Genomic DNA, 23,551 nt, shown 5'->3' on the forward strand with positions numbered 1-23,551 from the left:
CGCGCATGGCGGCTCGGCAGACCCTTACCGCGACCCAGACCCAGCGCCTGAGCATCACGCCGGGCTTGCGGCAGGGCATGTCGCTGTTACAGCTCAGCACCGTCGATCTCTGGGCCGAAATCGCCCGCGTCGCCGCCGAAAACCCGCTGCTTGATTACACCGAGGGCGGCGAGCGTCAGCTGCCCGATTTCGACACCGCCACCCGCACGATCAGCGAATCTCAGACCCTGGCGCAGAACCTGACCAAGCAGATCACCCTGATGGACCTGCCCAAACAGGTGTCATTGCTGGCGCAATACCTGGCCGCCGACCTGACCGAGGACGGCTATATCGAACACAGCGACGAAGATATTTCCGATATGCTTGACCTGTCGCTGGTCACGGTCGAACGGGCCATCGACGCGTTGCAGGCCTGCGAGCCCACCGGCATCGCGGCGCGCAATCTGGGGGAATGCCTGGCATTGCAACTGATCGAAAAGGGCGTGCCCGGCCAGGCCGCGCACCTGGCCTGTCAGCATCTCGACCTGCTGGTCGAACAGCAATGGCGCCGCGCCCACCGGGTGACCGGCCTGGCGATCGAGGCCCTGCAAGACATCGCCCAGCTGCTGCCCGGGCTGAACCCTCATCCCGGCCGCGACTATGCCCCCCTGGCCGCGCCCATGATCCCCGAGATCGAGGTCGAGCTGGATCGCGGGGGCAACCTGAACGTCGTTCTTATTCGGGACGTGCAACCCCGGCTGCAACTCGACGATCAGCTGCTGGCGCAGATGAGTCGGGACTCGGCCCTGCGGCGGCAATTCCGAACACCGGCGCAGGCGATGATCGGCGCATTGGCTTTCCGCAACGAAACTTTGCTGAAAGTTGCCCAGGTTCTGGTGCGCCGGCAAACCGCCTTTTTCACCCGCGGCCCCGACCACATGGCGCCCCTGACTCGCGCCGATCTGGCCGCCGATATGGGCCTGCACCCGTCGACCATCGGCCGGGCAATCTGCGGCAAGGCTTTGATTTTCAACGGTATTACTCATCCGCTTTCGGGCTTTATCTCGTCCGCGGTTTCAAACGGGACGGGCGCGCAGGTTTCGGCCTATTCGGTGCAGCGCCGCATTCGCCGCATGATTGAGCACGAACAGCCCGACGCGCCGCTGTCAGACAGCGAAATTGCTGCGGTGCTGCGCAGCGAGGGCGTTGACATCGCCCGTAGAACTATCGCCAAATACAGGGGATGCATGAACATTCCATCATCATTCGAGCGTGGCCGTTTGGGGGCCATGCGTCGAAATCGCCCGGCACCACCGGGCAGCGGTTCTCCCGAATAATCAACATGCCCAAGTATGCCCGCGGGCAGCTAGGGGCGTGACTTTAACACTAGAGGAGGCGATATGCGCTATCAGATCACTGGCAAACAGATCGACATCGGGGATGCCCTGCAAACCCACGTCAAGCAAGAGCTTGGCGCCGTCGTGGACAAGTATGCCGAACGGCCGACCGATGCTATGGTGATTTTCTCGCGCAGTGCCCACGAGTACGTGTGCGAAGCCACCGTGCACCTGTCGACCGGTCTGACGGCTCAGGCCAAGGCCCATGCGAACGAAATCTACGCCGCATTCGACAGCTGCGCCGAGAAAATGGAAAAACAGCTGCGCCGCTACAAGCGCCGGCTCAAGGACCACCACCGCGACCGCTCACAGCCTGTTGAACTGTCCGGCGCATCCTCGTATATCCTCGCCGCGAACGACGGGGCCGAAGATGTGGAACCGGATTCGCTGGCGCCGATTATCATCGCCGAGATGGAAACCAGGATTCCGTCTTTGTCGGTGGGCGAGGCAGTGATGCAGATGGAACTTGCCGGCGCACCGCTGTTGGTGTTCCGCAACGAAAAAACCGGGGGCGTCAATGTTGTCCACCGCCGCGATGACGGCAATGTGGGCTGGATCGACACCTGACCGAAAACGGGATCAGCCTGCGCGCAGGCGCAGGAAAGGCAGAGCGGATACATGGAACTTTCGAGCATTCTTAAGCCCGAAGCGGTAAAGGTATTCGGCACCCTTACCAGCAAGAAGCGTCTCTTCCAGGACCTGGGAGAGATCGCCGCCAGCTGTTACGGCCTGCCCGCGTCCGACGTTGTGGACGCCCTGCAAGAGCGTGAAAGCCTGGGCCCGACCGGCGTCGGGCAGGGTGTCGCCCTGCCCCATGCCCGCCTCGAAGGCCTCGACCACGTGGTCGGCGCCTTCCTGCGGCTCGACAAGCCGATGGATTTCGACTCGGTCGACCGCCAGCCCGTCGATCTGATCTTTGCCCTGTTCGCGCCCAAGGATTCGGGCGTCGATCACCTGAAAGCGCTGGCGCTGGTCTCGCGCACGCTGCGCGACACGACCGTCTGTGCGAAACTGCGCGCCAATGACGACCCGGTCACCCTGCACGCCCTGCTGACCGAGGCGCCCAGCTCGACCAAGGCCGCCTAAGCCCAGGCGCCGTAGCCGAACACCATGTAATCTCGCTGATAGACATCGCGCACCGCGGCCTCGACCTGGCTGTCATAGATGCTGCGCAGCGCCTCGGCCATGTCATCGCCCGCAGGCGCCTCGGGCGCCGCAACGCCCACCTGCCCCGCCAGAACCGCCCAGTCGCCCGGCAGACGTTCCTCGCGCAGGATCAGGTCGGGCAGGGTGAATTGCGCCATGCCCTGCACCAGCGCGTCCTGGCTGGCCCAGGCCTGATCGACCCGAATGCTGGTCTGCCCGGCAAGGTTACCCTTGAGAAACCCGACAAAGCCCAGAAACGCTGCGCGGCGATCGGCATCGCTGATTTCCGGGTCGGTCGGGATGGGCAGCTTGTAGCGCCGGGCCAGAACCTCGCGGATGGCGGCAAACCCGCCCTCGCCGGGGTTGAGGATATGATTGGCAAAGCTGCGATAGATCCGCAGTACCGGGTGGCTGACGATGGTAAACCCGCGATGGCCCGTGTTCTGGCGTTTCCACTGGCGCAGGGTCTTTTGGGTAAAGCCGCGCTGCAACGCGCCCTCGGGCGCCAGCGCCTGCAACCAGGCCTCGGCCAGCGTCACCGGCCCGCCGCGCACCGGCATATAGATCAGCGGCGCATTGGCAGCGGCGACATAGCCCGGCACGGCGGGGCCGCGACGCGGCTCGAAATTCGGGGTGCGGGTCAGGTCGAACCGGTCATAGCCCGCCAGCGCCTCCTGCATCTCGTCGAAATTTTCCACCTTGTCCGACAGAGGCTCGGGGTTTTGCTTTTTCAGATCGCCGTCCAGCTTTTCCAGCTTTTGCTTACAGCCCAGATAGCGCCCCAGCCCGTTGATCACATCCAGATCGTTGATGTCGTCATAGCCGATGTAAAACGCCGTCTGACCACTGGCCTGCAAGCCATGCATGACCTGCACCTGAAACTCTTGCAGATCGGCCAAAAACGTCTCGAACACAGCCGGATCGAACCGAACCTGCGCGTCGCGGCGGTGCTTCATGTCCGACAGTTTCCACTGCCCGGTCTGGGCGGCGATCTGTAGCGACACGAAACTTTCAACCGGGTTGCGGGTCAGGATGATCTTGGCGCAGCGCCGGTCCGACAGCACATGCGCGATCACGCGCGGGTCATGGTCGTGAAACAGCCGAAACCCCGGCATCGCGTGGCCATCACCCTGCATCGCCTCCAACAGCGCCAGCGGATCGGCCTCGCGCTGGGGCAGGGTCATACCCAACAGCTGGGTGTCGTTCTTTTTGCCGATGAAATGCGGGTTGAAGGCCTCGCCATAGCTGTGCACGCCCTCGAACCCGTTCAGGTTCGCCTCGAGAAAATTCGACCCGGTGCGCATCTCGGCCAGAATGACGAAATAATCGAACCTGCCTGCCATGCGCTATTTCACCAGATAGGGCCGGCGACGTTCGCGCGGCGGGGTGCCGGGGTCTTCGCCGACGGGGAAATCGCCCATCAGATAGGGGTGCATGCCCTGGTTCTTGAGGTTTTGCAGAAACTGCCCGAACCCGCGCAAATCGGCCATCACCGGCGCCTCGGTCAGGCGGTGCTGCCCGCGCGGGGCGATCTCGTCGATGATGATTTGCAGCGGCTCCATCGGGTTTTGAACGAAATCGGCCATCGACCAGATCCGCACCCGCGCCTTGGTGAATTGCGAGCGCAGGATGTCGACATGCCGCGCCTCGATCTTTTGCAGGGCCGCCGCTTCGCGCCGGATGGTCGAGAAATTGCGGTTCGACTGGAACAGCCGCACCGCCCAAGCACCTGTGATCACAGAGATCTGGGCATTGGGGTCGCAGGCAATGAACCAGCTGATATCCTGCTGGTCATAGGGGCCGAACTGAAAGCACTGTCTTTCGCCCCGCGTGTTCCAGATCAGATTGGTCAGAAAGGCGCGCGGGTTATAGTCGCGCAGCGGCGCGCCATTGCCGAGCGAGCCGTTATAAACCTGCTCGTCCCCGGCAAACTGCACCTGTTCGGGGTGGAATAGATGCCCGTGCACCCGCCCGCCAACCGAACGCGCCAGCCAGGTTTCAAAGTTCTCGAACAGATCGCTGAACCCTTCGAACACCGAATACTGCCCTGCCGTGCGGCCATTTTCGAACCCGTCGATGGGAAAGCGACTTTGCATATACAGCCCCGCCCGGCCCAGCGTGCGCCGTTCGACCGCCTTGGTGAACAGCCGGTCGATCTTGGCCGGGTTAGGCTCTGCATTCTTGGTGACGGCCGGGTCATTCGACAAAAACGCCGAATACAGCCGCCCCGCCTGCGGCCAGATCTTGCGCGCGACAAAGCAATCCGACCGGCGCAGCAGCTGCAGGTGGTCGTCATAGAAAATATGCGGTTTGCCCTGGTGATCGAACTTCGACAGGGTCAAAGACCGGCTTTGCATATCCTGGCTGTAAAGCCGCGCCAGCGTCTGGAAATAGCTTTCATCCGGAATCCAGACCCGGCGGAAATAGGCGTCATAGGTGGCGCGGTCGGGATCTTCGAGAATGGCCGACAGGGTTTGCCGAGTCAGGCACCACCACTGCGACCCCAGATGCGGCACGATGCCCGGCGGCACCTTGCGGCGGTATTTCACCCGGCGCTGGACTTTCACATAGGCGTCGAACAGGCGGCGGTGGCGTTTCCAGCTGAACGGAAAGCGCATGGTGAACCGCTCGCGGTCCAGCCCGCCGACCGTCCAGGGCACGTCAGACGTGGTGACGGATTCGATGAAATCGGTGCGCGGGCGCGCCGCCAGATAGGCGACCAGTTCCTGCACCGGGCGCAGCGGCAGACAGGCGCCCGAGGCCAGGTAAACATGGCGGATATCGGGAAACTCGGCCAGGGCCATCTCGGCCGCCGATTGCGTCGCGGCAACCATCGACCAGGTGCCCCATTCGACCCTGTGCCGCCTGCAAAAGCGCACATTGTCCAGATCAGCCAGGCCCTGCGCGAATTCGTCATAGTCAGACCGCGCGACGTTGCGATCGACATGGATCACCACCGGGCAACCGCTGCCGGCCCAGTGCCGCGCCACGGCCGTAGCCCGATCCAGCGCGGTATGCACCAGCATGATGAACCCGACGCTCATGCCCAGTTCCCCTTGGACATCAGGCCCAGAATTTCCAGCTGACGCCAGTTGATGTATTTCTCGGACCACTTGTTCCACAGAACCGGGCTGTTCTGCATCTGGCGGACATAGGCCTTGTATTCACGGCTTTCGCCGTAATGTTCCTTGCGCTCGATTTCCTCTTCGCTCTTGTCGATGAACGTGTCGAGGAACTTGGCATGCAGCAGAACGCCGCTGGCCTTTTCGCCGCCGCGGTCGTCATAGACCAGGTTCAGCCCGCGCGGCAGCAGCATGTGGGTCGAGTTCACGAACGTATAGCTGCGGTGCCATTTGATCAGCGGGATCTTGTTCAGCGCCGGCGCCTCTTGCGGGCGGTCGGGGAAGAACAGCCGGGCACGCGGCCCGCCCTGAATCCACAGGTTCCGGTATTCGGGGTTGCGGCTGATGATGTAATTGCCGCTGTCGAACCAGGCGGCGATATCAAAGGGGTTCTGACCCTCGACATAGGTTTCGGCCTGCACCGGCCCGCGCGGATACATATCCAGCATCATCGTGCCGAAACTGCGCACGCCGCTGCTGTCCAGCCAGTCGGTCAGCGCGGCGATGGGGCGGGTGTCGCAGAACGGATAGACCAGGAATTCATCAACATCGACCACCACGCACCAGTGATCCTGGCCGTATTTACGCAGCAGCCAGTTCATCCAGTCGACCCCAAAGCGCGACCGTTTATAGCTGGCCGTGGTCGACCACAGCGACACATCGGGCTGCGCCTCCAGAAACTCGCGGCTGCCGTCGTCTGACCCGTTGTCGACAAACAGGAAATGCTGCACGCCCTGCTGGCGGTAATATTGCAGGAAATACGGCAACCGCCGCTTTTCATTGCGCAGCGTGCAGAACAGCAAGATATCGTTGGGTTTTATCTGACCGGTGCGCCCGGCAACGGCACTCAGCTCACGCCGCTTGCGCAAGGCCCGAATCCGGAGCCTTCGGCGGGCAAGCCGCAACTTGTATCGCTGCCAAAGACCCAACTGCGCCTCGTTTTTGCGTTATCTTGCGCGACAGGGCGTAAACATTGCCTAAACCGCGTGAATTGGGCCGAATCATACGCAATGCGCCGCCGCAGGTAAATCGCCCAGTTGCATAGACTTAGCGCCAGTCACCGCGCGTCATCAGGCCCAGGTCCTCGAACTGCTGCCAATCGCGCAATTCGCACGAGTCCGGCCCCCACAAAACCGGGTCGGCGGCAAGGTGGTCGTAATAGGCATCATAGCGCGCGGCATGGGTGAAATGCTCGGCCCGGGTCTTTTCCTCGGTCGATTTGGTGACGACCTCGGGCAGGAACTTGCTGTGCAGCAGCACGCCCGTCGGCAGACCCAGCCGCGCATCCAGACCCCGGTTCAACCGCCGGGGCAATGCGATATGGGTCGAGCTGATATAGGCATAGGACCGGTGCCACTTGATCAGCGGCGTCTTGTGCAGATGAGGCGCAAAATCGGGTTTTCCGCTGAAATAGAGCCTTTTTCTGACCCCGCCCCGCACGGAAATATTGCCGTATTTGGCCTGTTGCTCCCAGGTATGGCCCCAACCGTCGAACCAGCGTAGCGCCTCTTGCGGGGGCTGGCCGGGGGTGATCTGGGTCTGGCTCAGCCGGCCTTTGGGGTACAGATCGACCATCACCGCGGCAAATACCTCGGCCCCGCGCGCATCCAGCCAGGCGGTCAGGTCGCGCAGATCGCGCGCGCCGTGATGCGGCAGCATCAACAGCTCGTCCGCGTCGGCGGTCAGGCACCAATGCCCGTGGCCATAGCGCCGTTGCAGCCATGTCAGCCAATCGACCCCGAACCGCGAGGCGCGATAGCTGGCCCCGGTGCGCCACAGCGAAACATCGGGCTGTTGGGCAAGAATAGAGACTGTTTCGTCACTGCTGTCGTTATCGACGAACAGGAAATGCGCCACGCCCAGCGCGCGGTAATGGCGCAAGAAATAGGGCAGGCGCGCGGCCTCGTTCCGGATGGTGGAAAACAACAGGATGTCATCGGGCATGATCCGCGCGGTGCGGTCATGCAGCCGCGTCACCTCGCGCCGTTTGCGAAAGGCCCGCCACAGCAGACGCTTGCGCCGCCAGCGCAGCCGCAGGGCCTGCGCCGGGTCAGCGGTCGTAATGTCCGGTTTGGTGCCAGCGCCAGGCATCGGCGATCATGATCTCCAGGGTTGACCGTTGGGGCGTCCAGCCCAGTTCGGTCTTAGCCCGGCTTGACCCCGAAACCAAGCACACCGCGTCACCCTCGCGCCGGGGGCCGATCTCGAACGGCACCTCGCGGTTGGTGACGCTGCGCGAATGGTCAATCACCTCGCGCACCGAAAAGCCGGTGCCGGTGCCCAGGTTGAACGCCCGGCTGCCCTTGCCATCGGTCAGCCATTTCACCCCCAGCACATGCGCATCGACCAGATCCATCACATGCACATAGTCACGAATGCAGGTGCCATCAGGCGTGGGATAATCGGTGCCGAACACGGTCAGCGCCGGGCGCTTGCCATCGATCGCATCCAGCATCAGCGGAATCAGATGGGTCTCGGGCTGATGAAACTCGCCCACCTCGGCGTCAGGGTCTGCACCGGCAACGTTGAAATAGCGAAAGATCACCGATTGCAGGCCGTGGCTGGCCTGGAAGTCGTGCAGGATATCCTCGATCGCGCGTTTCGATGCGCCATAGGCGTTCAGCGGCATCTGCGCGCTGTTTTCATCCAGCACCACACCATCCTGGTCGCCATAGGTGGCGCAGGTCGAGGAAAACACGAAATTCAGGCACCCGGCCTCCACCGCCGCCTCGATCAGGGTCAGCGATCCGGCCACGTTGTTGCGCCAGTATTTGCCCGGCTCGCGCATGGCCTCGCCCACCTGGCTGAAGGCGGCGAAATGCATCACGGCGGCGGGTTTGTGCTTGGCGAAAACCTCGTCCAGGCGGGCGCGATCCATCAGGTCGCCCTGTTCGAACGGGCCGAATTTCACCGCATCGGCCCAGCCCGTGGACAGGTTGTCATAGGTGACAGGGGTATAACCCGCCTTGCGCAAAACCTTGCAGGCGTGCGAGCCGATATAGCCCGCGCCGCCTGTCACCAGAATGGTCGTCATAAGTCGTCTGCCTTGTTACTGCGCGGCCTTGTCCAGCATGACCATCTCGCGCAGATAGTCACCGAATTCCTCGCGCAGATCATCGCGCGCCAGGCCAAAGGCCACGGTGGCCTGCAGGAACCCGGCCTTGGAGCCGCAGTCGAACCGCTGCCCGCGGAAGCGGAAGCCGTAAACCCCGCCGTTGGGCTCGTTGATCTGCTGGGCGATGGCGTCGGTCAGCTGAACCTCGCCACCGGCGCCTTTCTTCAGCTTGCCGATATCGTTCATCACCTTGGGCGACAGGATATAGCGGCCGATCACCGCCAGGTTCGACGGAGCCTTTTCGGGCGCGGGCTTTTCGACCATGCCCTTGACGGAAACCAGCTGGCCCATGTCCTCGGCCACGTCCAGCACACCATAGGCGCCGGTCTTTTCCTGCGGCACTTCCATCGCGGCGACCATGTTGCCGCCGGTCTCGGCATAGGCCTCGACCATCTGCTGCAGACAGGGGGTTTCGGCGGCGATCACGTCATCGGGCAGGATGACGGCAAAGGGTTCGTTCCCGACCAGACGGCGGGCGCACCACACGGCATGGCCCAGGCCCAGCGCCTTTTGCTGGCGGATATAGGCAATCGCGCCGCTTTCCATGTTGGTTGCGCGCAAAATCTCTAGCAGGTCGGTCTTGCCGGCGCGGCGCAGCTCGGCCTCGAGGATGGGCGCGGTGTCGAAATAGTCTTCCAGCGCGCTTTTGCCGCGCGCGGTGACAAAGATGAATTCCTTGATGCCGGCGGCACGGGCCTCGTCGATCGCGTATTGGATCAGCGGGCGGTCGACCAGCGTCATGATTTCCTTGGGAACGGACTTAGTGGCGGGCAGAAACCGCGTACCCATCCCGGCGACGGGAAAAATAGCTTTGGTAACCTTACGCTTCATATCAACACTCACCCTTTAACTTGGTTGCCGACTCTGCGTCGGGCCTGCTCTTGTTTCATACGCTGTGGGTTTCGCCCGCAAGATGCAATTGTTCAGCCCAGCAACGATATCGATTATCGCACCATTGTAACACTACAGGCAAAGATGCCCTATTTTAGGCGGCTTTGGTATCAAATCGTGACATGCTCAGCCGACCTTTGCCGATGGGGGCCTAATCAACCCCCATCTGCGCCAGCATCGACTCGATGCGCGGCACGTCTGATGGGTTGTTCAGCTCCCAGAACTGGCGGCCTCGGCCTTCGACCTCGACGCACAGAACCGGGCGCTCGCGTTCCAGGAACCGCAGCTGTTCCAGCCCCTCAAGCGTCTCCAGCGGGCCGGCATCCCAGCGCGGATAGGCGGCCAGCGCCGAAGGCCGGTAGGCATAGCAGCCCACATGGTGAAACACCGGAGTTTCGGCATCATCGGCATAGGTCTTTCCGGTATAGGGAATGACCTCTTTCGAGAAATACAACGCCTTGCGATCATTGCCGAAAACCGCCGTTGTGCCGCCCACGCGACCGGCGCGGCGGTCGGCCAGCAGCGCGTTCAGCGTCTCGCCATCACAGCGCAGCACCGGGGTCGCGACCTCGGCCACCGGATCGGCGCGCAGACCCGCGACCAGTTCATCCACGAACCAGGCGGGCGTCAGCGGCGCGTCGCCTTGCAGGTTGACCACCACGTCATAGCCACCGCCCAGCGTATCGAACGCCTCGGCGCAGCGCTCGGTGCCATTGGCGCAGGATTCACTGGTCATCACCACCTCGGCGCCAAACCCTTCGGCCGCCTCGCGGATGCGGTCATCATCGGTGGCCACAACCACGCGGGGGCTGCCCGGCACGGCAACCGCGGCCTCCCACGACCGGCGGATCAGAGACTTTTCCACCCCGCCGGCGCCCTTGAGCCCGACAAGCGGTTTGCCCGGATAGCGGGTCGAGGCATAGCGGGCGGGGATGACAATCAGAAAGGACATCAGGCGCTCTTGAGTTCGACACCAGGGGCATAGACGATAAAGAACGGGTTCTCGTAGATCGGCTTGCCATAGGTCAGGTCGGAATGGTCGTCAAAGCGCACAACGCGCCCGCCCGCGCCCAGCACAACGGCGTGGCCGGCGGCGGTATCCCATTCCATCGTGCGGCCCACACGCGGGTAAAGATCGGCCTCGCCCGTGGCGACAAGGCACAGCTTCAGCGACGACCCGGCGCTGGTCATGTCCTTGACGTTATACTTGGCGATATAATCGTCGGTGGCCTGATCCCGGTGCGATTTCGACGCCACCACCACCAGCGCGCCATTGTCGGGCGTCGCGACCGAGATCGGCGCAACCGGCCCGGCCTGATCCAGCGCGAAATCACCGGTCTCCTCGACCGACTGGCCGCTGGCATCGGTATAGAACAGCCGGTTCTTGGCGGGCGCATAAACCACGCCGCGGATCGGCACGCCGTTTTCGACATAGGCGATGTTCACGGTGAACTCGCCCCGGCGCTTGACGAATTCCTTGGTGCCGTCCAGCGGATCGACGATCAGAAAGGTATTGGCGGTTTCCGAATGGCTGTCGGCCTGTTCCTCGGTCACGATCAGCGTGTCGGGGAAGGCATCGCGCAGAATGTCGGTGATGATCGCATCGGCGGCCTCGTCGGCCTCGGTCACCGGGCTGGCATCCGACTTGGTTTTCACCTCGAAATCGTCCGAATTGTAGATTTCCATGATCTTGGCGCCCGCTTCCAGCGCCGCACGACGGGCGATTTTCTCAAGCTTCTCGAAATCCAATACCTGTACTCCGTCTCGCGAGGCGCGCACACGCGGCCCCGTCGTTGTAAGAATTTGCTAATTCCCTTATGATCCGCTGCAACAAGAACAGCAAGCCGGGCAAATGGTTCCGGCGTCACGCGATGCAGGCACCCCATGTTTGAGGCACAGCGCACCACCAACAGCCTGACAGGCGCGTTCCGCCTGTTCGCGCTGATCTATCACGCGACCGTGCGCAACATCCGGCGCAGCCATGGCAACGCGCTGATCGGGCTGCTGATGAACATGCTACAAACGATCATGTTCGTGGCGGCGTTTTACTTCATGTTCGAGTTTCTGGGCCTGCGCGGCGTCGCGATCCGGGGCGATTTCATGCTGTTCATCATGTCGGGCATCTTTCTGTTCCTGACCCATAACAAATCGCTGGGCGCGGTGCTGTCGTCCGAGTCCTCGACCTCGCCCATGATGCAGCACGCGCCGATGAACACCATCGTCGCCATCAGCGCCGCTGCGCTGTCGTCGCTGTATATCCAGGTGCTGTCGATGGTGGTGGTGATGTTCATCTATCACGCCGCCATGACGCCCATCACCATCTATCAGCCCATCGGCGCCTTTGGCATGGTGCTGCTGGCCTGGGGGTCGGGCGTGGCGATCGGGCTGATGCTCTTGGCGATCAAGCCGTGGTTTCCGGGCCTCGTCAGCATTATCAGCCTGGTCTACATGCGCGCCAACATGATCGCCTCGGGCAAGATGTTCGTGGCCAACATGATGCCCGGCTATATCCTGACCATGTTCACCTGGAACCCGCTGTTCCACACCATCGACCAGGCACGCGGCTTTGTGTTCATCAACTACAATCCGCATTTCTCGAACACCACCTACCCGATTCTGCTGTCTCTGATCCTGGTGCTGATCGGCCTGATGGGCGAGTTCTATACACGCAAACACGCCTCGAAAAGCTGGAACGCCAAACGCTAAGCCGTTGAAATCACGCAATCTGGCGCGCTGTTATCGACTATCAAAGCCGTTTCATGCCTTGTGATCGTGGTGGTGCGGGGCCGATTGGTCGTGCCCACCGGCAGGGCACAAATGCATTGACGAGTGTTCCGCTTTATTAGTCCCCGCTGGGCCGTCCCCATGATTAACGGCCCATTGCCCCGGCGCAGTCCCCGCGCCGGGGCATCAATCAACCACCCGCAGCGTCAGGTTGATCCGCCCGCCCTGGGGCAACAGCGACGACGACCCGGCCCGGATGCGATCGACCCCGTGATAGATCAGCCGCGCCTCACCCCCCATCACCACCACGTCGCCCGAGTGCAGCCACAGGCTCTCGGTTCGGCCACCCCGCGTCAGGTTGCCGATGCGAAACAGCCCGTCATCGCCCAGCGACAGTGACACAACCGGGTAGGAAAAATCGGCCTCGTCGCGATCCTGGTGCATGCCCATCCGCGCGTCGGACCCGTAGAAATTGATCAGACAGCAATCGGGCGCGCGGCTTAGCCCGGTGATCTGGTGCCACATCTCGGCCACCGCGCCCGGAATGGCCGGCCAGGCCGCGCCGCCGGGATGGTGCGGCTGATACCGGTATCCGCGCCGGTCCGACACCCAGCCCACGCGCCCTGCCGAGGTCATCCGCACGCTCATCGCCTTGCCCGAGGGCGTGACCGGCGAAAACAGCGGCGCGGCCCGCACCACGGCGCGCAGATCCTCGACCAGCGCCGCCTGCGCCTGCGCGTTCAGCCAGCCGCGAAACACGCCCACACCGCGCACAGACAGGTCGGGAACCGGCATTTCGCCCGCTTTAAGTCGGGTTTTTGGCATTTCTCCTCACATTTCCGTCATGCGCGCCGCTTGCAGCGTCCCTGACCCCTCCTTATATACGCCGGGAAGCCTGATCGGGGCATACCCGGTCAACAATCTGGGATCGGGGGCAGAAGCCTTATAAGGGTCTGCACCCCATATCATCGCCTAAAGAAGAGGTAGAGTAATTATGGCCAAAGTCATCGGGATCGACCTCGGGACGACCAACAGCTGCGTTGCCATCATGGATGGTTCGCAACCCCGTGTGATCGAAAATGCCGAAGGGGCGCGCACCACGCCCTCGATCGTCGGTTTCACCGACAATGAACGCCTTGTGGGCCAGCCGGCAAAACGCCAGGCGGTCACCAACCCGTCGAACACCGTTTTCGCGGTCAAGCGCCTGATCGGGCGCCGCGTCGACGACGCCGAAGTCACCAAAGACAAGGAACACGTGCCCTATTCGATCGTCGATGGCGGCAACGGCGATGCCTGGGTCGAGGTGAAAGGCGAGAAATACAGCCCCAGCCAGATCTCGGCCTTCATCCTGCAGAAGATGAAAGAAACCGCCGAATCCTATCTGGGCGAAAAGGTCGAACAGGCGGTCATCACCGTGCCGGCCTATTTCAACGACGCTCAGCGCCAGGCCACCAAGGACGCCGGCAAGATCGCCGGTCTTGAAGTGCTGCGCATCATCAACGAACCGACGGCCGCCGCGCTGGCCTATGGTCTGGACAAGAAAGAAACCCGCACCATCGCCGTTTACGACCTTGGCGGCGGTACCTTCGACATCACCATCCTGGAAATCGACGACGGCCTGTTCGAAGTGAAATCGACCAACGGCGACACCTTCCTGGGCGGCGAAGACTTCGACATGCGCATCGTCCGCTACCTGGCTGACGAGTTCAAGAAAGAGAACGGCACCGACCTGACCAAGGACAAGATGGCCCTGCAGCGCCTGAAAGAGGCCGCAGAGAAAGCCAAGATCGAACTGTCCTCGTCGCAGCAGACCGAGATCAACCAGCCGTTCATCGCGATGGACCCGAACTCGGGCGCACCGCTGCACATGGTGATGAAACTGACCCGCGCCAAGCTGGAAAGCCTGGTGGGCGACCTGATCAAGGCCTCGATCAAGCCGTGCCAGGCCGCGCTGAAAGACGCGGGCCTGTCGACCTCGGACATCGACGAGGTGGTTCTGGTCGGCGGTATGACCCGCATGCCGCGCGTCATCGAAGAAGTGACCAAGTTCTTTGGCAAGGAACCCCACAAGGGTGTGAACCCCGATGAGGTTGTCGCCATGGGCGCCGCCATTCAGGCCGGCGTGCTGCAGGGCGATGTCAAAGACGTGGTTCTGCTGGATGTGACCCCGCTGTCGCTGGGTATTGAAACCCTGGGCGGCGTCTTCACCCGCCTGATCGACCGCAACACCACCATCCCGACCAAGAAGAGCCAGATCTTCTCGACCGCCGAAGACAACCAGAACGCCGTGACCCTGCGCGTGTTCCAGGGCGAGCGCGAGATGGCCGCCGACAACAAGCTGCTGGGCCAGTTCAACCTGGAAGAAATCCCGCCGGCGCCGCGCGGCATGCCGCAGATCGAAGTGACCTTTGACATCGACGCCAACGGCATCGTGTCGGTGGCCGCCAAGGACAAGGGCACCGGCAAGGAACAGTCGATCACCATCCAGGCATCGGGCGGTCTGTCGGACGACGAGATCGACCAGATGGTCAAGGACGCCGAGGCCAACGCCGAGGCCGACAAAGAGCGCAAGGAACTGGTCGAAGCCAAGAACCAGGCCGAAAGCCTGATCCACTCGACCGAAAAGTCGATGGAAGAGCACGCCGACAAGGTTGACCCGACCACGATCGAGGCCATCGAACTGGCCATCGCTGCCCTCAAGGACACGATGGAAACCAACGATGCCGGCAAGATCAAATCGGGCATCCAGAACGTGACCGAGGCTGCGATGAAGCTGGGCGAAGCCATCTACAAGGCTCAGCAGGCCGAAGCCAGCGACGGCGATGCCGGTGATGACGAGCCCCGCGGCGTCGATGACGACATCGTGGATGCCGACTTCGAAGACCTCGACGACGACAAGCGCTCGTAAGGGCTCAACCCGTGCCAGGGCCGGTCCGGTAATTCCGGGCCGGCCCTCGCATTCCCCCTCAGAGGGATCCTGACATGTCAAAACGTGACTTCTATGACGTCCTGGGTGTTGCCAAAGGCGCCTCGGCCGAAGAGCTGAAGAAAGCCTATCGCAAGAAGGCGAAAGAGCTTCACCCCGACCGCAATTCCGACAACCCCAATGCCGAGGCCCAGTTCAAAGAGGTGAACGAGGCCTATGACATTCTGAAGGACCCCGAGAAAAAAGCCGCCTATGACCGGTTCGGCCACTCCGCGTTCGACGGTGGCATGGGCGGCGGCCCCCGTGGCGGCCCGCGCGGCGGAATGGGCGGCCAGGGCGATTTCGCCTCGGCCTTTTCCGACGTGTTCGACGACCTGTTCGGAGACTTCATGGGGGGCCGCGGTGGCGGCGGCGGACGTTCGCGCGCCGCACGTGGCGCCGATCTGCGCTATAACCTGCGCATTACCCTCGAAGAGGCCTATGCCGGCCTGCAGAAAACCATTCACGTGCCGACCTCGGTCTCGTGCTCGGGCTGTAACGGCACCGGTGCCGAAAGCGGCGCCGAACCCGCCGCCTGCCCCACCTGCTCGGGCATGGGCAAGGTGCGCTCGCAACAGGGCTTTTTCACCGTTGAACGCGCCTGCCCCACCTGTGGCGGCCTGGGCCAGATCATCAAGAACCCGTGCAAATCCTGCGGCGGCGCCGGCCGCGTCGAGAAAGACCGCACGCTGAACGTGAACATCCCCGCGGGCGTCGAAACCGGCACCCGCATCCGTCTTGCCGGCGAGGGCGAGGCCGGGCTGCGTGGCGGCCCGACGGGCGATCTGTACATCTTTATCGAGGTCGCGCCGCACCCGATCTTTGAACGCGAAGGCGTGCACCTGTCGTGCCACGTGCCGGTGCCGATGACCACCGCCGTTCTGGGCGGCGATATCGAGGTGCCGACGATCGACGGCGGCCGCTCGCGCGTCAAGGTTCCCGCAGGCAGCCAGTCGGGCAAACAGATGCGCCTGCGCAGCAAGGGCATGCCCGCCCTGCGCGGCGGCGGCACCGGTGACATGTTCATCGAGCTGGCCGTCGAAACGCCCGTGAACCTGACCTCAAAGCAAAAAGACCTGCTGCGCGAGTTCGAGCGCCTGAGCGAGAACAACAACCCCGAAAGCAGCGACTTTTTCGGCAAGGTCAAAAGCTTTTGGGACCAGATGAAAAGCTGATAGCCAAGGCCCGCCGTTTCCGCCACGGCACAATGGTGGGCCTCGGCTCTTGCAGCGGGCTTTAGCGCTCTGTCTGGAACGCCACCGGCATCTGTGGCACGCTGCCTGAATGACCGGCAAAACCGCCCATGACACGCGTCGCTATGACCTTGTTGCCCCCCGCTGGGGCGACAAGATGCGCGCGCTTGGGTATTACGACGGCTATCTGGGCTTTCTCACTGCCGCAGGGCCGCGCCCCGATCCGCAGCAAAGCGTGATCGACATCGGCGCAGGCACCGCCGCCTTTTCCGAAGCCTGGGTCGCCGTTCATGGCCCGCCGCGCAACCTTACCCTGCTGGACCCAAGCCGCGAGATGCTTGATCGCGGCCTGGCCGCGCTGCGCGCCCACGGGGTTGATCCGATCCCCGTTCAGGCGCTCTTGGGCGACCATGCCGCACCGCCCGTTGACGTGGTTCTGGCCGCCCATGTCATCGAACACTGCCCCGATCCGCTGGTGGCACTTGGGCAGATGCGCGATCTGCTAAGGCCCGGCGGGCGGCTTTACCTTGTCGTGTCCAAGCCGCATTGGTGCAATGCGATCATCTGGCTGCAATGGCGGCACCGAACCTTTCAACAGGAAGAGATCGTCGACCTGCTGCACAAGGCCGGCTTTGACGTTGAACAGATCCACGATTTCCCCGCGGGGCCGCCCTCGCGAACCAGCCGGGGGATCGTTGCGGTCTCACGGCATTAACCTGTTCTTTACCAAGCAACGCGCAGATTGCCGGGTATGAACACGCCCCGCGCCTTTCACGAAGCCCCCCTGCCGCTCTTCGAGCCGGATGAATGCGCCGTGCCCCCTCCGGCGGCGGGCAAGCTGCCCTCATACATCCGCGATCATCGCAGCCGCCTGCGCGCCCGGTTCATCGCCGGCGGCGCCGGGGCCATGCCCGATTATGAATTGCTTGAACTGGTGCTGTTCCGCGCCATCCCGCGCCAGGATGTCAAACCGCTGGCCCGCGCGCTGATGGATCAGTTCGGCGATTTCAACCGGGTCATCTCGGCCCCCATCCCCCGCCTGCGCGAGGTCAAGGGCGTGGGCGACGCGGTGATTTGCGAGCTAAAGATCGTCGAAGCCGCCACCCACCGCATGGCCCGCGCGCGGGTGATCGACCGCCCGGTGATTTCCGGCTGGGATGCGGTGATCGACTATTGCCATACCACCATGGCGCACCGCGATACCGAACAGTTTCGCGTGCTGTTCCTGGATCGCAAGAACGTGCTGATCGCCGACGAGGAACAGGGCCGCGGCACCGTCGATCACGTGCCCGTCTACCCGCGCGAGGTGGTCAAGCGGGCGCTTGAACTGAACGCCTCGGCGCTGATCCTGGTGCATAACCACCCCTCGGGCGACCCCACGCCGTCGGAATCCGATATCACCATGACCACACGCATTGATGAGGCCTGCCAGGCGCTGGGCCTGACGCTGCATGATCACATCATCGTCGGCAAATCGCGCGAGGTCAGCTTTCGCGCGGGCGGCTATCTTTAACGCAGCCAGACCTCGACCCGGCGGTTCACCCGTGTGCCCCAGTCGGTGTCGTCACAGGCCATCGGCATCGCCGGCCCGTATCCGGCGACCCTCAGCCGAAACCGCGATTTGTCGGCCGCAAAGGCCGCGCGCAACACCAGCGCCCGCATCTGTTCGGCGCGTTTCAGCGAGGCCCGCTGCGCCGTCTGCCAATCCGCGCCGCCCTCGGCAAAACCCACAAGGATCAGCTCTCGGCCGTCGAAAACACCGCTTTCCAGCGCCCGCGCCAGATCGGCCAGATCGCCAGCCGAATGCACATCCAGCACCTCGGCCCCGGGCCGGAACCGAAACGCATAGGTCAGACGCTGCGCGCCGTTCAGGTCGTTCAGCATGGATTGAACTTCGTTCAATGGCGCCCCGCCATCCGCCCCACGCAGCGCGTTGGCCAGGCGCAGCCCCTGGTCGTTCAGCGCGATCACCTCGCGCCCGCGATCGACAAACCCGGCCTTGCGGATCACCACCTGCGCCGCCGGGGTCGACAGAAAGGCCAGGAACTCGCGCGCGAAAAGCGGCAGTTTCTGCGACGACGTATACAGCAACAGCGGCGCGCTGAACGGATAGTCGCCGGTTTTCAGCGTCCGCCGATCCAGCGGCAGCGCCATGCCGCAACCGCCCGTCAGCGCGATTGGCACCGCATTGCCCAGCTCAGACAGCCGCGTCACGCCCAGCGCCAGAGGGTCAGCCGCAACCCGGTCAACCAGATCGGCATCACGCAGATGGCGGGCGGAGGCGGGCTTCAGCGCCTGCCCGTGCAGCAGCTGGTCGCTGATCACCTGCGCCAGCCCGTTGTGGTCATCGGGCAGATGCAGCGACACCGGCGCGGCTTGCGGCCCCCAATCGGTGGTCTCGCCGGTCAGATAGGCCGCCAGTTCCGGCACGGTCATCGCCGTCACCGGATTGCCCCGCGCCGTGACCGGCACCAGCGCATCCAGCGCCACGATCCGCGCCCGCGCCGGGTCGGCCAGATCGCCCAGCCCGGCCTCGGCGGCAAGGCGGGCCTCGTGCGGGCGCACCTCGCGCATGGCCATGACGATATCGGCCTCTTCGGCGATCAGATCGGCAAACCCCTCGGCGGTCGAGCTGATGCGAAACCCGATCCGGGCCAGCGGCTGGCGCGTGGCCTCGTCCAGCAGGTCGATGCGGAAATCGCTGTCACTGCTGACCACGCGGCGCAGCAACAGCCCACGGCGCGTGGCATAGGCCTCGACCAGCGCGGGCAGCAGCACCTCGCCCAGCGCGGGGGCGCCGGCAAAGGTGAACTCGGCCACGTAATCGGCCAGATCGGGGCAGCCCGCCCCGGTGCAACGCACACCCTGCCCATCCAGAACCAGCGGGCCATAGGGCGTATCAACGCGGTAAAACTCGCCGTCAAAGCCCAGCAGCGTGCCGTGCAGCGTGATCCCGCCATCGCGCGAGGTCAGGGTGACATCTTGCGCCAGAGCGGCGGAAGAGAGGCCAAGAAAGCCAAGCGCGGCGAAAACCGCCGCGCCAAGAAATGTCCGGATCATGTCACCAGCTGTGTTGTCTTAGTTGCTGGCGACTTTCAGGTCTCGCAGCAGGTTTTTCAACACCAGAAATTCACCTGCGGCATCACATCCCGGCACCGACAGGTTGATCTCGCTGGCAGTCAGCGTGCCATCGGCCGCCGGTTGCAGGGTTTCGGCGATCAGGTCGCGCCCGCAATTGGCGGCGGTGACCTCGGCCTCGATGTTCAGGCGCACGACACCGTCCAGACGCTGCGGCCCGCGCGGATGGCTGTAAACCTCGGCCATGCGCGGATCGGCCAGGGTTTCGTCGCCCAGCCGCACCATGAATCCACCCTGCGCAGCCTCGGCGCGGGCGGCATCATGGGCGTTGCCCGCCCAGACATGGCCGGCGTCATCGTAATCGGCACCCATTTCAAACGCGTGAATCTGCACCCCGCTATGCCCCTGCCATTGCAGCGCGACACGATCATAGGCGGCGGCCTCGGGCATCTGGGCGGTGGCGGTCAGCAAGGGGCCATCTTCGACCTCGACGATAAACACCGGCAGGGTCGACAGCGCCGGCACATCGACGCTCAGGTCGCCCGTCACCGAGTTGCGCAGGGCAAAACGCAGCCGATCCTGCACCACTTCAAGACGTGCCAGCGGCGCGCAAGAGGCCGTGATCGACAGGCGCACCATGCCACCCTCGATCGGGGTAGCGCTGAGTGCGTTTTCACAAGGCAGGCCGAATTCATTCAGGCCCAACCCGGCCCCACGCGGGGTGTTATAGCGCGGTTCCAACCCGGCAAGGCGCGTCGCCAGGGCAGAGGTCTGAGGGTCGAACCCAAGGGTTGCCGTGGCGAAACCCGGCTCGGCCGGCATTTTGACCGGCGCGGCACCGATCACGTCGGTATTTACGGGACGATTAAAATTGGCCTTGACGGCCGGACGGGCCACCGTGGCCGGTTGCTGCGATTTGACAGAGGCTTGCGGCACCACATTGCTTTGGGTGGCCCCGGCCTGAGATTGCACGAAATGCCCGGCCACAAAGGCCACGGCCATGGTCATCCCGGCGGAAATCAATCTGCGTTTAATCGTCACAACACGACCCCTTTCTTAACCTTTGGGGTCGAAATACCCGCGATTCTGGGCAATTGGATGGCGAATTCAGGGATTGTTGCGGCAGCCCGAACAACTGCCGCAGCCTGAGTCAGATACGTCCGTGGCAATGCTTGAACTTGGTTCCAGAACCGCAGGGGCAGGGATCGTTGCGGCCCGGATTGCCCCAGGTGCTTTGATCGGTCTCGTCGAAACCATCGACCAGCGGCGCGGGCGCCTCTTGCGGGCCGGCATCGACAGGCGCCTGCGCGGCCTGCTGCTGAGCCATCATCTGGGCCATCATCTGGGCCTGTTCTTCCTCGGTCAGCGGGCGCACGCGGCCCAGCTGCTGGGACACCTGCTCGCGCAGGGCGTCCAGCATCGATTCGAACAGGGCAAAGGCCTCGGTCTTGTATTCGTTCAGCGGGTCACGCTGGGCATAGCCGCGGAACCCCACGACCGAACGCAGGTGATCCAGCGTCAGCAGATGCTCGCGCCACTTGCCGTCGATGGTTTGCAGCAGCACCTGCTTTTCGATGTTGCGCATGGTCTCGGGGCCGAACTGTTCGGTCTTTTGCGCCATGGCGTCATCGCTGATCTGTTCCAGACGCTCGCGGATCTCGTCGCCATCGACGCCCTCTTCGTCGGCCCAGTCGGCCACGGGCGCGTCGATGTTCAGACGGTCGATGATCGCGGCGCGCAGCCCCTCGACATCCCACTGATCGGCATAGGAGCGTTCGGGGATATATTCGTCGACCAGATCGTCGATCACCTGGTGGCGCATATCCTGCACGATCTCGGCCAGGTCGTTCGATTCCATGATCTCGCGGCGCTGGCCAAAGATGACCTTGCGCTGGTCGTTCATCACGTCGTCGAATTTCAGCAGGTTCTTGCGGATGTCAAAGTTGCGGCCCTCGACCTTGGCCTGCGCCTTTTCCAGCGACTTGTTGACCCAGGGGTGAACGATGGCCTCGCCTTCCTTCATGCCCAGCGTCGACAAGACCTTGTCCAGCCGTTCCGACCCAAAGATGCGCATCAGGTCATCTTCGAGCGACAGAAAGAACGACGACCGCCCCGGGTCGCCCTGACGGCCCGAACGACCGCGCAGCTGGTTGTCGATGCGGCGGCTTTCGTGACGCTCGGTGGCCAGAACGAACAGCCCGCCGGCATCCTTGACCGCCTGTTCATCGGCGGCGTGCTCGGCCTCGATCCGGGCGCGGATCTCGTCGGGGTGCGCCTCGGGGTCGGCGGCGATGGCCTCCATCACCTTGAATTCGACATTGCCGCCCAGTTTGATGTCGGTGCCACGACCGGCCATGTTGGTGGCGATGGTCACCGCGCCCAGCTTGCCGGCATCGGCCACGATCTGAGCCTCTTGTTCGTGGTGACGCGCGTTCAGCACGTTATGCGGCACGCCGGCCTTTTTCAGCAGGCCCGACAGCATCTCGGATTTCTCGATCGAGGTGGTCCCCACCAGGATCGGCTGACCCTTGGCGTTCGACTCTTTGATCGCCTCGACGATGGCGGCGTATTTCTCGGCGGCGGTGCGGAACACCTGGTCATGATCGTCGATCCGCGCCACGGGACGGTTGGTCGGAACCTCGACCACGCCCAGGCCATAGATCTCGGCAAATTCGTCCGCCTCGGTGACGGCGGTGCCGGTCATGCCGCCCAGCTTGGAATACAGGCGGAAATAGTTCTGGAAGGTCACGCTGGCCAGCGTCACGTTCTCGGGGTGGATATGCACGCCCTCTTTGGCCTCGATCGCCTGGTGCAGACCGTCCGACAGACGCCGCCCGGCCATCATCCGGCCGGTGAATTCGTCGATCAGCATCACCTCGCTATTGCGGACGATGTAGTCCTTGTCTTTCTGGAACAGCACATGCGCCTTCAGCGCCTGCGTGGCGTGGTGCACGATGGTCGTGCTTTCGGGGTCATAGAGCGACTGGCCCTCGGGCAGGATGCCCAGGCGCGCCAGTTCCTGTTCCATGAACTCGTTGCCCTCGTCGGTAAAGGTGACGTTGCGGGACTTTTCATCCTTGGTGAAATGCGCGTCGGTCAGCGAGGGAATGACCTCGTTCAGCGTCACATACATCTCGGACCGGTCCTGGCTGGGCCCCGAGATGATCAGCGGCGTCCGGGCCTCGTCGATCAGAATACTGTCGACCTCGTCAACGATGGCAAAGTTATGCCCGCGCTGCGACATCTGCGACAGCTCGGCGCGCATGTTGTCGCGCAGGTAATCAAAGCCCAGCTCGTTGTTGGTGGCATAGGTCACATCGGCGGCATAGGCGGCCTTTTTCTCTTCTTCGGGCTGCTGCGGATAGACCACGCCGCAGGTCAGGCCCAGCTGGGCGTAAACCTTGCCCATCCATTCGGCGTCACGCTTGGCGAGGTAATCGTTGACGGTGACGATATGCACGCCCTTGCCGGTCAGCGCGTTCAGATAGGCCGGGAAGGTGGCGACCAGGGTCTTGCCCTCGCCGGTCTTCATCTCGGCGATATTGCCCTCATGCAGGAAAATGCCGCCCATCAGCTGGGTGTCGAATGCGCGCAGGCCCAGCGCCCGTTTCGCCGCCTCGCGGCAGTTGGCGAAGGCCTCGGGCAGCAGGGCGTCCAGGCTTTCGCCGTCCTGCGCGCGCTGCGCCAGCTCGCGGGTTTTTTCCTTCAGACCCTCATCGCTCAGCGCCACGAAATCTGGCTCTAGCGCGGTGATCTTGTCCACGATCGGTTTGGTGGCTTTGACTTTACGGTCGTTCGGTGTGCCAAATACCTTTTTGGCGATGGTTCCGATGCCCAGCATGTTTACTCCGCGTGGTGGTCTTTGTCGGGATCGTGAAAGCGAACGCCTTGCCCACCCCGGCTGCCCCGCTTAGGTAGGGCAATGAAAAAAGGGCGGTCCG

20 protein-coding genes are annotated in these 23,551 nt (G+C 63.2%); 8 read left to right on the top strand and 12 right to left on the bottom strand.

Annotation, left to right across the window (positions count from 1 at the left end):
- The first annotated feature begins 5 nt into the window (after positions 1 to 5).
- From rpoN to OE856_RS08405, 3 genes are all read left to right on the top strand, one after another.
- Positions 6 to 1,316, top strand: coding sequence for an RNA polymerase factor sigma-54 (rpoN, locus tag OE856_RS08395; protein WP_263715629.1), 1,311 nt, complete (start codon positions 6 to 8; stop codon positions 1,314 to 1,316).
- 63 nt (positions 1,317 to 1,379) lie between these two features.
- Complete coding sequence (gene hpf, locus OE856_RS08400; protein WP_263715630.1) at positions 1,380 to 1,943, top strand: ribosome hibernation-promoting factor, HPF/YfiA family; 564 nt, start codon at positions 1,380 to 1,382, stop codon at positions 1,941 to 1,943.
- A gap of 51 nt (positions 1,944 to 1,994) precedes the next feature.
- Positions 1,995 to 2,462: a PTS sugar transporter subunit IIA gene (locus tag OE856_RS08405; RefSeq protein WP_263715631.1), complete on the top strand. Its 468-nt coding sequence runs from the start codon at positions 1,995 to 1,997 to the stop codon at positions 2,460 to 2,462.
- Here the strand turns inward: OE856_RS08405 and OE856_RS08410 are convergent.
- From OE856_RS08410 to cysQ, 8 genes are all read right to left on the bottom strand, one after another.
- Positions 2,459 to 3,865, bottom strand: coding sequence for a nodulation protein NodH (locus OE856_RS08410; protein WP_263715632.1), 1,407 nt, complete (start codon positions 3,863 to 3,865; stop codon positions 2,459 to 2,461). The two genes, OE856_RS08405 and OE856_RS08410, sit on opposite strands and share 4 nt — an antisense overlap.
- A gap of 3 nt (positions 3,866 to 3,868) precedes the next feature.
- The gene (locus tag OE856_RS08415) at positions 3,869 to 5,566 is read right to left on the bottom strand and encodes a beta-1,6-N-acetylglucosaminyltransferase (protein WP_263715633.1); all 1,698 of its coding nucleotides are present in this window, start codon (positions 5,564 to 5,566) and stop codon (positions 3,869 to 3,871) included.
- Complete coding sequence (locus tag OE856_RS08420) at positions 5,563 to 6,573, bottom strand: glycosyltransferase family 2 protein (protein WP_263715634.1); 1,011 nt, start codon at positions 6,571 to 6,573, stop codon at positions 5,563 to 5,565. The genes OE856_RS08415 and OE856_RS08420 overlap by 4 nt, the downstream gene beginning before the upstream one ends.
- Before the next feature lie 118 nt (positions 6,574 to 6,691).
- Positions 6,692 to 7,735 carry a glycosyltransferase family 2 protein gene (locus OE856_RS08425; protein ID WP_263715635.1) on the bottom strand — a complete coding sequence of 348 codons (1,044 nt, stop codon included), beginning with the start codon at positions 7,733 to 7,735 and terminating at the stop codon, positions 6,692 to 6,694.
- Entirely contained in the window at positions 7,695 to 8,678 is a 984-nt protein-coding gene (galE, locus tag OE856_RS08430) for a UDP-glucose 4-epimerase GalE (protein WP_263715636.1), read from the bottom strand. The genes OE856_RS08425 and galE overlap by 41 nt, the downstream gene beginning before the upstream one ends.
- 15 nt (positions 8,679 to 8,693) lie before the next feature.
- Positions 8,694 to 9,590, bottom strand: a complete 897-nt coding sequence (gene galU / locus OE856_RS08435) for a UTP--glucose-1-phosphate uridylyltransferase GalU (RefSeq protein ID WP_263715637.1) — start codon at positions 9,588 to 9,590, stop codon at positions 8,694 to 8,696.
- A gap of 211 nt (positions 9,591 to 9,801) precedes the next feature.
- The gene (locus OE856_RS08440; RefSeq protein WP_263715638.1) at positions 9,802 to 10,602 is read right to left on the bottom strand and encodes a 3-deoxy-manno-octulosonate cytidylyltransferase; all 801 of its coding nucleotides are present in this window, start codon (positions 10,600 to 10,602) and stop codon (positions 9,802 to 9,804) included.
- Positions 10,602 to 11,399 carry a 3'(2'),5'-bisphosphate nucleotidase CysQ gene (gene cysQ / locus OE856_RS08445; protein WP_263715639.1) on the bottom strand — a complete coding sequence of 266 codons (798 nt, stop codon included), beginning with the start codon at positions 11,397 to 11,399 and terminating at the stop codon, positions 10,602 to 10,604. Before cysQ ends, OE856_RS08440 begins: the two co-directional genes overlap by 1 nt.
- 135 nt (positions 11,400 to 11,534) lie before the next feature.
- On the opposite strand from cysQ, the gene OE856_RS08450 reads away from it, so the two are divergent.
- Positions 11,535 to 12,356 carry an ABC transporter permease gene (locus tag OE856_RS08450; protein WP_263715640.1) on the top strand — a complete coding sequence of 274 codons (822 nt, stop codon included), beginning with the start codon at positions 11,535 to 11,537 and terminating at the stop codon, positions 12,354 to 12,356.
- A 204-nt stretch (positions 12,357 to 12,560) separates the two neighbouring features.
- On the opposite strand, the gene OE856_RS08455 is transcribed toward OE856_RS08450, so the two are convergent.
- Positions 12,561 to 13,169, bottom strand: coding sequence for an alpha-ketoglutarate-dependent dioxygenase AlkB family protein (locus tag OE856_RS08455; protein WP_263715641.1), 609 nt, complete (start codon positions 13,167 to 13,169; stop codon positions 12,561 to 12,563).
- A 199-nt stretch (positions 13,170 to 13,368) separates the two neighbouring features.
- Between OE856_RS08455 and dnaK the strand changes: the two genes are divergently transcribed.
- The 4 genes from dnaK (at position 13,369) to radC (ending at position 18,045) form a co-directional block, all read left to right on the top strand.
- Positions 13,369 to 15,282, top strand: a complete 1,914-nt coding sequence (dnaK, locus tag OE856_RS08460; protein WP_263715642.1) for a molecular chaperone DnaK — start codon at positions 13,369 to 13,371, stop codon at positions 15,280 to 15,282.
- 74 nt (positions 15,283 to 15,356) lie between these two features.
- The gene (gene dnaJ, locus OE856_RS08465; protein WP_263715643.1) at positions 15,357 to 16,514 is read left to right on the top strand and encodes a molecular chaperone DnaJ; all 1,158 of its coding nucleotides are present in this window, start codon (positions 15,357 to 15,359) and stop codon (positions 16,512 to 16,514) included.
- A gap of 109 nt (positions 16,515 to 16,623) precedes the next feature.
- Entirely contained in the window at positions 16,624 to 17,247 is a 624-nt protein-coding gene (locus OE856_RS08470; protein ID WP_263715644.1) for a class I SAM-dependent methyltransferase, read from the top strand.
- A 36-nt stretch (positions 17,248 to 17,283) separates the two neighbouring features.
- The gene (radC, locus tag OE856_RS08475) at positions 17,284 to 18,045 is read left to right on the top strand and encodes a RadC family protein (RefSeq protein WP_263715645.1); all 762 of its coding nucleotides are present in this window, start codon (positions 17,284 to 17,286) and stop codon (positions 18,043 to 18,045) included.
- Here radC and OE856_RS08480 read toward each other — a convergent pair.
- From OE856_RS08480 to secA, 3 genes are all read right to left on the bottom strand, one after another.
- Complete coding sequence (locus OE856_RS08480; RefSeq protein ID WP_263715646.1) at positions 18,042 to 19,592, bottom strand: substrate-binding domain-containing protein; 1,551 nt, start codon at positions 19,590 to 19,592, stop codon at positions 18,042 to 18,044. The two genes, radC and OE856_RS08480, sit on opposite strands and share 4 nt — an antisense overlap.
- A gap of 18 nt (positions 19,593 to 19,610) precedes the next feature.
- Positions 19,611 to 20,651 carry a hypothetical protein gene (locus OE856_RS08485; RefSeq protein ID WP_263715647.1) on the bottom strand — a complete coding sequence of 347 codons (1,041 nt, stop codon included), beginning with the start codon at positions 20,649 to 20,651 and terminating at the stop codon, positions 19,611 to 19,613.
- Between the two features lie 109 nt (positions 20,652 to 20,760).
- On the bottom strand, positions 20,761 to 23,451 hold the full coding sequence (secA, locus tag OE856_RS08490) for a preprotein translocase subunit SecA (RefSeq protein WP_263715648.1): 2,691 nt from the start codon (positions 23,449 to 23,451) through the stop codon (positions 20,761 to 20,763).
- Positions 23,452 to 23,551 lie beyond the last annotated feature (100 nt).

The sequence above is a fragment of the Actibacterium sp. XHP0104 genome (assembly GCF_025751515.1).
Taxonomy (GTDB): domain Bacteria; phylum Pseudomonadota; class Alphaproteobacteria; order Rhodobacterales; family Rhodobacteraceae; genus Actibacterium_D.